Source organism: Pseudoalteromonas sp. 2CM37A (genome assembly GCF_023161885.1).
In the GTDB taxonomy this organism is placed as follows: domain Bacteria; phylum Pseudomonadota; class Gammaproteobacteria; order Enterobacterales; family Alteromonadaceae; genus Pseudoalteromonas; species Pseudoalteromonas atlantica.
This window is the reverse complement of record NZ_JALNTJ010000001.1, coordinates 62,129-74,526: the sequence shown is the minus strand read 5'-3', so window position 1 is coordinate 74,526 and position 12,398 is coordinate 62,129. Positions and strand designations below refer to the sequence as shown.

Below are 12,398 nucleotides of genomic sequence, written 5' to 3'. Positions count from 1 at the left end.
CTAAATTGTATTTTGAAGGAAATATCGAAGTGGAAATGCTAAGTTGAGAGATCAAGCAGAACACTTGATCTAAGATGATGATTCTTAAGCTGAACTAAAAATATAGGCTTTCTATTGTTTCACCACCGATTTTAATATCACACTTATCGCCAGACTTTGAGTTTGATGACTGAATTGCACCAGCCACTGCACCAAAAACCCCTCCTTTGCTACTCAAAACTGAGCCAAAGTAACAATAACTAGAAATATGTACATCTTGATAGTCACTTGCTAAGTTTAGTGTAGGAGTATATGGGGGAAAGCGCCCTTTCAATAAAGGATCTCCATTTACAGTAAGTTGTAATTCGTTGCGATTCTCATCATACTGACCACCAAACACATAAGTTTGTCCTTGATATGCAATAGTTTTTTCTTGTGCTTGAATCGGCGGTGTTGACCCACAACCAGCTAGAGCAAGTACGGGTAAAACACTGATAATAATTTTTTTTAGCATAACTGAATAAATTTCCATATAAATTAAATGAGCGAAAAATATACCCTAATGAATATTAACTTTCAATAGAGTCTTTTCTTATTATTTATTATATATAAACATAACAATAAAAAACCTTGAGAACCATTAATAAAATAATTTTCTCTCTGCTTTAAACTTACAGCAGTATAAAACTAACTTTTCTTAAAAATTTTATAAATAAGCCGGCTTTATAAAAAGAGTAAGTTCAGTATAAACTTATACTAATTTGCTAATTAAGTAAGCTATGCAGGGCTAGGGTGATTGCGTTAATAGTCAGACAAAAATTTGTTCTAAATAAGAGTTTTACACAGCTAGAGATGCCTCCAATGAGTGCTGCGGGTTAGTTATACATATTGCCGTAGATGTTTCCCTATACAGCTTATTAGATGCAACTCATATTTCGCTTTTAAAAATCACCAAAGTTATAATTTATCGTAACCCCTTTTTTCTAAGTTAATTATAATTCGTTAGTAGCTGCGCTTATAACCAAACCAATCATTACTACAGTATTTTTGAATGATTTTAAGCCCATCAAACTGTTATGAAGATTAAAGTACAGAAGTCGCTATTTTTCTGATTCCGAGAAACATTAAATTTACTACTACATTTTTTAAAGCATTAACCCACATTATAAAAGGTAATTAGAATAAATAATCATCAGTAAAGTAGGTTAACTACTTTAGTCTTTCATACAATCCTGAGGCTCTTGATACGCTTTTGCTCATGGCCAATTGCAGTACTTTTTTATCGGCCACCAGCTCAAAGGTGTTTTTAGCACGTGTTATGCCTGTGTACACCAGCTGCCTATTTACGCCCATACTGGCGTGTTTAAGCGGCGGTAAAACCATAGCAGTATAACTAAACTCCGAGCCCTGCGATTTATGTATGGTCATTACATACACTTTATCGTGAGCAGGCAGGCGCGCGGGTGAAAACGCCCGAACCGTGTTTTGCTCATCAATAAATAACGCTTTTAACTGCCCGCTTTCATCGGGCATTAAAATACCAATATCCCCATTAAACAACTTAAGTTGATAATCGTTTTGGCTCACCATAATGGGCATACCACTGTAATGGCGCTGGTTTGGGCTTACCGATATTAACCCTTGCTGCACAAGTGCGCGCTCAATGCGGCTGTTTAAGCTATTTACGCCGTAATCACCCTCACGCACGGCCGCTAATAATTGATATTGAGAAAACGCCGCGTGAACATCTGCAACACTTGCCCCCTGTGCGATTAAATTTAAATAATGAGCGTAATGCTTAGCAGCACTGTTTATTAATTTTTCTATGGGTTTTGCAACAAAGTCATAATCTAAAATAACATCGTTAAATTGCCCTTGTGTGCTTTGTTGCTCTACGTATTTTAAAATACCGTTATGGTTAGTATTAACCGCCAGCGCAAGCTGGCCAATGCCACTTTGTGCATCAAACCGGTAGCTGTGTTGTAAAAACGCAATGCAATCGGCTAGTTTAAATTCGCTATGCCCAGGCGACGCTAATTTAGCCTCTCCTTTAAAACATAAAGTATTGAGCTCATCACATCGTGCTTGCGAGTAATTAGGCGTTTCACCCAATGCTAACCCTTGGCATAAATCACTCATTACACTGCCGGTATCTACCGAGGCAAGTTGGTCTTTATCGCCAAGCAATATTAAACGCGCATGCGCAGGCAGTGCTTCTATTAATTTAGCCATGAGTGATAAATCAACCATGCTGGCTTCATCAATAATAAGTACATCTAAATGCAGCGGGTTGGTGCTGTTATGCTTAAATTTATTAGTAAAGGGTTTAACCCCTAAAAGCCGGTGAATGGTTTGCGCGCTATCGGGAATTAAGGCCTTTATATCCTCAGGAATAATTTTAAGTTGCTCTTTTGCCCCTAAAATTGATTCACTTAAACGTGCTGCAGCTTTACCTGTAGGCGCCACCAGCTTAATGCTTAAAGGTGCACTTTTATAAAGCGACTGTAAAATAGCTAATAGCTTAGTCACGGTGGTGGTTTTACCAGTTCCTGGCCCGCCCGTAATAACGCTAAAGCCTTTTGTTGCTGCAATAGCACAAGCTACTTTTTGCCAATCAATCGCAAGCGCTGAATTATCAACAAAGTAGTCATTTAATAATTGGCTGAGTAACTGGGTATTTATATTTAAATGGCGCTCACTCATCGCAAGTAAACGTGTAGCTAAGGTGTGCTCATAATCAGCTAGGCGCGCAAAATAAAGCCGTTCGTTGAATAACTGTAAGGGTTTGGCCTCGCCCACACTGTTATGGGCACTTAAACAGCTAAGCGCATCGAGGTAGTTAAAGGCTTCGTTAAAAGGCGATGTAATATTTGGTACATTGCCCTCGGCTTTAGTAAAGTCGCTTTGGCGTAAATTAAACGGGTTTTGCCAGTCGACTTCTTTTAATGTTAAACAGCTATGCTGGCTTTGCTGTGCTAAACACAGCAATAACACTATATAAAACACGTCGTTTTGCTGGTTATCGCACAGCATTAAGGCAAGCTTTACATCTACCATTCTTATGCGTTTTTCATCTAATAAGTAGTCAAGCAGCTCCACCGTATTTAACGGTTGGGCAGGTGCTGGCGGCTCATCAAACAGGCTTTGCTGCATAGGGTAGTCACTCATAACATGGCTCCTTGGCTAAATAAGCCATCTAATAGTGTGATTTGCTCTGCGCTAAGCTTATTAAAATACACCCCTTTGCCCGCCGGCATGCCGCGTAAAAACGTATAATAAACCCCGCCTAAGTGGGTTTCTATTGCATAATCACTAATGCGTTGTTTGAGTAATCGGTGCAGCGCAACGCTATAAATTAAATACTGTAAATGATACTGATGGCTATTCATGGCTTGCTCTAGCAGGTCGCTTTCATAATCAGCGGGCGTATTGCCTAAGTAATTAGACTTATAATCTAAAATATAATACTTCCCTTGATAGCAAAAAATTAAATCTATAAATCCCTTTAACAGGCCTTTTACATGAGCAAACTCGAGTTTGCTTTGGGTAAAACCAAAATGCTTAACCAGTATTTCGTTTAATTTGGGCGCGCTTAAACTATCTAAAGGTAAATTAAATTCCATTTCGACTAGGCAATCTGTCGGGGCTAATTGACTTAAGCTTAACCTCTCATTGTTTAAGGGGCAGGTTAACGAATCAAGCACCCATTGCTCGGTCACGTGTTGCCAGCTTTCGCTAATATGGTATTTATCCAGCGCATGTTTTACTACCTCTGCTAAATTTTGCTCTGGATTTGTAGGGTGTACTTGCGCACTGGTAAAGTCTATTTGCTCAAATATTTCATGCAAACAGCTTCCGGGCTTTGCCCCCTTTGGGAAACTGTAAGGCGATGGTATTTCATCTTGGCTGTTAGCAAATTCATCTTTTTCATGATCTTCATCGCTGCGTCCAGGCTCAATATGATCGGTGTGCTTTTTAAAGCTCAGCGCGCTAAAGCTGGTTGCTCGCCAATCTCGCTCTATGTTGGCTGTAACCGTATTAACTCTTAACGCTTGGCTTTGCTGCACTGCGCTATTAAGTGTTAATTGGCCTTGTTCGGCCAATTGCTCAGCCGTAAATTGCTGATAATGCATTTCGGTGTGAGCGTCGCAAAATTCATTTAAGTGGGTGCGCCACGTTTGGCTACTTGTAAGCTCAAGCCCTGCAAATAACACATGCCCTAATGCACTACTTTGTATAGCCAAGCGACTACTTTGCCCTTGCCCTATGTTATACACCCCAAGTGCACAAAAATGTACCGCACGGGTAAGGGCAACATAAAGTAAGCGTAAGTCTTCAGCTAGGCGTTCTTGCTCGGCTTGTGCTAAGGCGTCTTCGTTTTTACTTAAATCGTAAACTAGCTGGCCGTTTTGATGATAAAGCGCTTCTTTAGTTTCGCGATAGCCACTGGCAAAAGGCATAAATACCAGCGGATACTCGAGCCCTTTTGAGGCATGCATAGTCACAATTTTAACTAAGTTGGCGTCACTCTCTAGGCGTACTTGCACGGTTTCGCCATCTTGCTGGCTAACCTTTTGTGCAAACCAACGCAGCAAGCGCAAAGTGCCTTCTAACTCTATTTGCTTTTGCTGCAGTATTTCACCTAAGTGTCTAAAGTCGGTTAACCAGCGCTCAACGTTATAGCCAAGGCCTTGCCACTTAGCGCTCAGCTGATTATGACTTAACAAACGCTCAAGCATCGCCATTGCGCCTTGCTTGTTCCAAATATGGCTAAGTTGAGCAAAAAAGTTTAAGTGCTCTTGCCATTTATTTTCATCATCAGCAAGGGCGTAAATTTCGTTGTAGCTTAAACAAAATAACGGCCCAGCTAATACGCCGCGCAGTAATGACTCGTTGTATTGGCCATGCAATGCCGTTAAAAAATTAAGTAAATGGTGGCTAAGCTCTTGGCTAAAAACACTGTCGCGCGATAAATACACGCTAGCAATATTGGCATTGCTCAGTGCTTTTTTCATTATTTGCGCTTCTACACGGTCGCGCACCAATATACAAATATCGGCAGCGGTCACCTTATGTTTACCAATGCACGCTCGCCCTTGCTCGGCTTGCTCAAGCAATGTCACTATTTTATTAGCAAAATAGCTGGCCAAATGCCCTTGCCCAACGCCTTTGCTGGTGGGTTTGTTTTTTTCATCTGCAGCTTCATCTACAAATACATTAAATTCAAACGCGGTGGCAGGTTTGCCATCTATTGTAAATGTTTCATCGGCTTTTTTGCCTTTTGCTGCTACTGCGTTAAACGGTATGGCATCGTTATAAATAAAGCTATTGGCATGTTTAGAAAACAAGCTGTTTACACTGCTTACTATATCGGTGCTTGAGCGAAAATTAGTACCTAAAGTAAATTGCTGCTCAGGCTCTACCGACTCTTTTGCGCCAATATAGGTAAAAATATCAGCGCCCCTAAAGCCATAAATAGCCTGTTTTGGGTCGCCTATCATGGCAAGCGTCGTTTTTTCTTGGCCGTATATTTTGCTAAAAATTCCGTACTGAATCGGATCGGTATCTTGAAACTCATCAATCATGGCAACAGGAAATAGCTGCGCTATTTTTTGCGATAAAGCCTCGCCCTGCTCGGCATTTAAAGCACTGTGTAAATTAGTCAGTAAATCATCTGGGGTGATCACACTTTGCTCTTGCTTGCGTTTTACAATTGCCTGTTTAACCCACCGAGCTGCGGTTTGTACAACGGCAATTTTAAGGCCCTGATTAATTTTAGTATTAAGTGCACTGAGCTCATCAAACAAGCTAAGCAGAGGGTGGCTAAATAATGGCTGATTTTTTTTATAATTACTGGCATCACTTAAGTTTTCGCTGCTCCACACCTCAAACGAGTATTTATTGGTGCCAAATTCAAAAAATAACTCATCACCTAAACAAAATCCTTCAAGGGCCGTTAAACTGCCTTTTCGCCCAGGTGTTTTAGAGCCACTTAAACCCGAGCCCTTTATTGCAGCTATAAACTCTTGCTCCAGCACTGCTTTTTTAAAAGCGGGTACTTTAGCAATGTACTCATCGCGAGCTTTAAATACGTCATCTAAGTTTATTTGCGGCACTATGTTCGCATTGGCTTTATTTAGCACACTACTAACTTGGCTAAATAGCGACTCAGGGGCTGCAAACACCTCTAAAATAGCATCAGTGCGTTCTTTATTAAGTGGGTATACAAAGGCGCGCCAAAAATCCTTAATTGTGTCGAGCAGTATGTCGCGCTCATCTAAAATAAATTCAAGATTAAAAGCAACGCCCGATTCAAACGCATGCTGCTTTAACATGCGTTGGCAAAAACCATGAATGGTAAATATAGCGGCTTCGTCCATAGATTTAGCGGCGGCATCGAGTAAATCAAAGGCGCGATGTTTATCATCTACTGCGGCTATCACACCTTCTATTAATTCATCATTTGGGTTTTGGCCAAGTAATGCATCGCGCGCAGCAATAATACGGCTGCGTACGCGGTCTTTAATTTCTTGCGTAGCGGCATCGGTAAAGGTAACCACAAGTATTTGCTCAACGCTTAACGGGGTGTTTATCTCCCCTGGTATTTGCAAGCCTAATAAATAACGTAAATAAAGCCCGGTAATGGTGTAGGTTTTACCTGTACCCGCACTGGCTTCTATTAAACTTTGCCCTTTTAATGGCATTGTTAGCGGATTAAGCGCTTGCATGGTCACTCTCCTTTGCATGTGCATGTAATGGGGAGAGTAATTTTTCGCTCCACTTAATAAATTCTTCTTGGCAGTCATTGAGCGATTGCACCGTTAAACGAATATACGGGTTTTCGCCCTCGCCGCGCCCTATGTATTGTGGGTTAAACTTGCTAATGGCTTTACCAATATCGCCACCACTTTTAACGTATTCATAGCCACTTACCGGATAAAATGCCACAGGCTCTTTGCGCAAGGCTTGGTATAACGAAAACCAATCACCGAGCAAGGCATCGGCCTCATTTTTACTCAGTGGTGCAAAGCTAATTTGCTTATCAAGCCCCAGTAATAGGGTTTCTACATTTTGCTCCATACTTTGTGCAACAAGATGATATATAAAGCCCTTAATTAAATCTTTGGCCTTTATACTGGCACTTCGGTAAAACACTTGTTTTTGAAGGTAAATATGATTAAGCCAGCCCTCAATGGTGGTGTTTTCTATTCGCAAAGACACCTCAAGCGGGTCGGTTTTGCCGCTTTTAATATGCTCTTTTACTTGCCCGGCTAGTGCATCTACTCGGTGCGCCATGCTCTCATACACTAAATTGCCCACATTGGCTTGTGGCAGCTCCCCCCGTTGCAATATTTGCTCTGTACTTAAAGGTTGCTCATTAATGTTGGCTTGCAGTATTTCGTCTAAATAAAAGTAGCGGCGCAGCGCATCTAGGCTAAAAGGCTCTTCATCTTTTGCTACTTCGTTAAATTCAGGTAGGCGTAAACCTAATGTTTGCTGGTAAAAGCTCTCTTGTGCGTTGCACACACTGCGAATAAATACATCAAGCTCTAATTGCGCGGGCGCTGTTACATCAATGGCTGTTAGCGGCTGCGCGTCTATGCGCTCACTAGGTAGCCAAATAGGATTAAAACTGTGATTACTCAGCTTATCCTCAGCTTCACTGTCTGCTGTGTAATACGCACGATTAAAAGGCTGTAAGTGCTGTTGATTAATTAAACACTCAGGCAGCGTTTTTTCGCTGTTATTTGCTAACGTAAAGCTGCGGCCTATGTACTCTAAAAGCTCGCTTACTAAGGTCGAGGGCATACGTGGTTGATTGTCAAAACACGAGCGGCCAATGTAACTTATGTATAAATTTTCGCGGGCACTCAGGAGGGCTTCTAAAAATAAGTAGCGGTCATCTAATTTACGTGAACGGTCACCTTTTTGTTTTTTAGAATACGGCACTAAGTCAAACCCTATTGGCTGCACCGTACGTGGGTAATCGGCATCGTTTAAGCCAAGCATACAGACCACTTTAAACGGCACGGCGCGCATAGGCATTAGTGTACAAAAGTTAACTTGCCCCACTAAAAAGCGCTGCCCTACGCCTTTTTCTTGAATGCCTTGTTTTATCAGGTAGCTTACAATTCGTTGCGATACATGTTTATCGTAATCGCCATTATCATAGTGCTTTTTAAGCTCCTCTAAAACATTTTGCAGTACCAGTAAATCCCAGCTGTCTTCGCCCTCATTGTAATAAATAGCATTTATTAGCTCAGATAAAATATCCGCTTTATTGCTAAGAGTATCATCAGGGGTTAGCTCATCTTTAAAGCGCTGCAGTACATCAATAAAATGCACCAATTTATTAAGGGTATCAAGCGCCATGCCCTCTACTTCATCGGCACTATAAATGCCGTTAAACGGGCATTGCTCATCGCGCTGGGCTATGCCTAGCAGTAAACGGTTTAAACCATGCTGCCAGGTATTTAAATCTATTGCGGGTAAATCAAAGCTACTTTTGTGCTCAGCATTTATACCCCATTTAACCCCTACACGCTCAAGCCAATATTGAATTTGTTCGTACTCGTGCGCCTCTAGCGCAAATTTTTCGGCAATTTGTGTTACTTGCAGTAAATCAAGAATATCCGAAACACCAAAACGCGAAAACGGCAAATTGGCTAAGCTGGCAAACGAGCTCAGCACCGGTTTTTCTTGCTCTATGGCTAAATCGGCCAATGCATAAGGAATAAATCGACTGGTGTTTTGCGCGCCGCCAAATACCGCTTCAATATACGGGCTGTACGTACCTACATCAGGCATCATTACAATAATGTCTTTAGGAGTGAGCGACGGGTTTTGATTAAACAAAGTAAGTAAATAGTCGTGCAGGCGCTCAACCTCTCTAAGCGGTGTGTGGCAATCGCTTAAAGTAATGCTGGTGTCGGTGTCGCTAATGGGCAGTTTACCCTCATCATTAATAAACCATTGTTTATTATCGGTAAGCGACTCACCTTTAAATGCCAGTTGGTAAATCTCGCTTTGAATTTGGCCCAGTAAGCTATCGTCAAACGCATCTATAAAACCATCAATCCAACGCGCATCAAGTTGTACGAGTTGCTCAAAGTAGTCGCGCCCTAGTTTTCCCCATGACGATAAAAGCGGGTTACCTATAAAGTAGTATTCTTCATCAGGGTTAGTTTGTTTTTTTTGCTGCGCTTCTAAAAGCGGCATTTTGGCGTATTTGGCATTTATTTTGGCTGCTGTTTTTTCATCAACCACATCGCCCCAATAATGCTCGCTAGGATTAAAAAAGAATAAAAAAACCTCTGTTTTTTTGCTCAGGGCTTCAAACACCTCAAGCTGCGAGCTCGCAATCGCCGATATACCAAATAAACTAATGCGCTTAGGTAGTAAGCTATTATCCATATTCTCAAGCGCAGCGAGTAACTGCCCTTGCATATTGGCACGATGAAATTGGCTTTGCCCAAGCGCTTTACTGTGCGCCACCAGCTTTCGCCATAAATCGCTTTGCCACGGGGCAATGCTTACATCAACATCGTCAAGTTCGTCTTTGCCGCTATCCCAAGTGGCAATCCAATGCGGGCGGTACATTAAATATTGGTCGTACACATCGGCAATTTTTTCACACAGGGCAAAGGTTTTTTGCCCGTCTAGGTCGCCCTCTAAATAGGTTTTTAACGGCAAATAAAGCGGTTCATCAATACAACTGGGTAGTATTGCAAATAATTTCCAAGCAAGGTTAGGCTTATTAAATGCCGACTCTTTAGGTACATTGGGCAATAACTGCTGATACAACTGCCATATAAAGCTCGATGGCAGCGGAAAATCGACCTGCGCGGCTAACCCTAGGTTTTCGCTTAAACCAATTTTAAGCCACTGCGACATACCCGGCGACTGCACTAATACCACTTCTTTATCGAATGGGCTTTGCAGCGGGTTTACTTTTAATAGCTGATTAAACTGAGCCTGCAGTGCTTCCATACGGTTTGATTGAATAATATTGAGCATACAACTGGAGTCCTTACTTGAAGTAAAACCAGTTTAAGATATTTTCATTTATAGGGGTAGCGCAATCAGCAAATTGGCACTAATAAATCAGCGAGTTAGCAGGGAATTTAAACGCACAGCGTTAATTTTAATCACTGTGCGTTTTATTTGTCAGGTCATTTTATTTATAAGGGCTAATGCTTGATAAGCTAAATGCGCTTTGCATAATCACTTTACCATCTATCCCTTTAAGCTTAAGTGAGATGGCTGGATCTGCTTGTTGCCAATCTATGCTTAAATCGCCGTAATTTACATTATGGGTAAAATTACCTACACGGTGTTTATTTGGGCTTACGTCTTTCCACTTTTCAGTGAGGCCTGAGCTGGTCATTTCTATTAAAGGGTAATCAAGGTTTTGTTGATACTTTGATATTTCGCCCCAGTGCGTATCGCCACTGATGATAATAACCCCATTCACTTGATGTTTTTTAATTAACGCAAATAAACGGTTACGATCCTCTGGGAAATTAGCCCACGACTCCCACCCTGTAAAATCGGGTAATAACTGCAAGCTTGAGGCAATTAGCTTTATAGCCGCAGGCTTTTTAAGCTCTTGCTCAAGCCATTGCCACTGCGCCTCACCTAGCATAGAGGCGCCTTTCACCTCAGTTGGGCTATACGGGCCTTGGTTATTAAGCTTACGCTTAGTGTAATATTCAAGCTCGCTTACGTGGTTAAGCGCATCACGGTTCCAGCGTAAATCGGGCATTATTACGTGTACGGTTTGCTCATCCTCACCATACATATACGACGTGTAAATGCCATCCGTGCGGGTGCGTCTGGTTGAGCTTTTAGGCTCGCCCCAAAAATCGAGCATAATTTGGCGAGATTGCTCTTTATGTGGGTAGTCTTTACCAATATCGTTTTGACCAAAGTCGTGATCGTCCCACATCGCTATGATTGGCGTATTCGCTTTTAGCGTTTTAAAACCTGGTTTTGCACCTAATTTTTGGTATTTATTAGCAAGTACCGTCATATCGTTGGTGTCGCCGTAAATATTGTCACCTAAAAATATAAATAAATCGCCCTGCTCTTTATTAATGGTGTCAAATATTGGGATGTCTTTATCTTGATGCCCACACGAGCCAAATAAAATTTTTGAAGGGGCTGCCATAGTATTTGCGCTAAACGCTAACCCTAATGCTAATACGGCGTGTGTAATAGGTTTTACTAACTGCTTCATTTTAAGATCTCACTTATTGGCGATGCCATGTTTGAATTTAGGTGTTTAGGGTTTATACCCAATGCGCTTAAAACAGTGGCTGCAACCTGCGCTTGTTTAAGCTCATTTTGTGTTGTAATTAAGCCGTGCCCATTTATTGCAGGGCCAATGGCAGCAAGCCAAATATGCTCAGAGCCGACAATGCCCTCAGGAAATTTATTACCCGCTAAATGCAGCTCAGCCAACGCACGTTTAGAGCTATGATGTTGCCAGTCACTTGCACTGCCCCCGCGGCCGTGGTCGGTGGTAACAATAAGCGTTGTATTGTTTTTATAGCCCGGTGTAGTTTGAATTGTGTTCCATAAGTCTTTTAAAAACGCATCGCTTTGCCTTGCGGATTTTAAATATTGGTCGTAATGGCCATCGTGCGCAAAGTCGTCGGTTTCACCTAAGCTAATAACTAACAAGCGCGGCGTTTTTGCCAGCATATACGCTTTAGCAAATCGGTAAGTAAAACTGTCTAAGCGTACGTTTTCCCATGGGCTTGGAATTTCATTTTGCAACGCGTTTAAAAGCTTAGCATCAGCAAATAAATCGTTTTCTATAGGCATAAAACCCGCATTCACATACACGTTACTACGCTGTGTATTCACAATGTAAGGAAATACATCCCAACTCCCAAACAAAGCGGTTTTACCTTTAAAGTCTGCACGCTCATCTAGGCGCTCTAAAATGGTTTTATTCGCGTTTAATACTTTATTGTTGCTATTAATTTTTTCATCTACTTCGCCGGTGAGAATTTCGTTATACCCAGGGTATGAAAAATACCAAGGGTTGCTCACCGACATATTAGAGCCCTTTGCTCTATCACCTACAATTACGCCCTTTTTAGCCACATGCTGAGTTAAAAATGGCATGAGTAATTGCTGGCGCTTATTGGCGGTAGGCGCCCAAAATTGCTTATTTAATTGCGTTGGGTTTTTAACAAAATCGGCATTATTAATGAGGTTTTTATCTGCGCCGCCAAACACCTCTTGCCAGCGCACACCATCAAGGGTCACTAGCACTACATTTTGCGCTGCGCTTGCGGTATTGCTGATTAATACAATGATGCTAAATACCGTGGCTTTTATAATTGAGTTCATAATTACTGTGTACCTAATTACTGTGTACATTTAACAAAAAGCCCATCAAAGATGGG

Annotated in this window: 6 protein-coding genes; all 6 read right to left on the bottom strand. The window is 41.6% G+C overall.

Translation table 11 applies throughout. The features are described 5' to 3' along the window. Positions 1-94: 94 nt before the first annotated feature. Positions 95-493, bottom strand: a complete 399-nt coding sequence (locus tag MTF68_RS00315; RefSeq protein ID WP_096042570.1) for a hypothetical protein — start codon at positions 491-493, stop codon at positions 95-97. 695 nt (positions 494-1,188) lie between these two features. Beyond that, positions 1,189-3,147, bottom strand: coding sequence for an exodeoxyribonuclease V subunit alpha (recD, locus tag MTF68_RS00310; RefSeq protein WP_248461306.1), 1,959 nt, complete (start codon positions 3,145-3,147; stop codon positions 1,189-1,191). Further along, positions 3,144-6,707, bottom strand: coding sequence for an exodeoxyribonuclease V subunit beta (gene recB / locus MTF68_RS00305; RefSeq protein ID WP_248461304.1), 3,564 nt, complete (start codon positions 6,705-6,707; stop codon positions 3,144-3,146). Before recB ends, recD begins: the two co-directional genes overlap by 4 nt. Continuing rightward, a complete protein-coding gene (gene recC, locus MTF68_RS00300) occupies positions 6,694-9,996 on the bottom strand; it encodes an exodeoxyribonuclease V subunit gamma (protein WP_248461303.1) in 3,303 nt (1,100 codons plus the stop codon). Before recC ends, recB begins: the two co-directional genes overlap by 14 nt. Before the next feature lie 160 nt (positions 9,997-10,156). Beyond that, positions 10,157-11,218, bottom strand: a complete 1,062-nt coding sequence (locus tag MTF68_RS00295; protein ID WP_248461301.1) for an alkaline phosphatase D family protein — start codon at positions 11,216-11,218, stop codon at positions 10,157-10,159. Continuing rightward, positions 11,215-12,342, bottom strand: a complete 1,128-nt coding sequence (locus MTF68_RS00290) for an alkaline phosphatase family protein (protein WP_248461300.1) — start codon at positions 12,340-12,342, stop codon at positions 11,215-11,217. The genes MTF68_RS00295 and MTF68_RS00290 overlap by 4 nt, the downstream gene beginning before the upstream one ends. Positions 12,343-12,398: the final 56 nt, after the last annotated feature.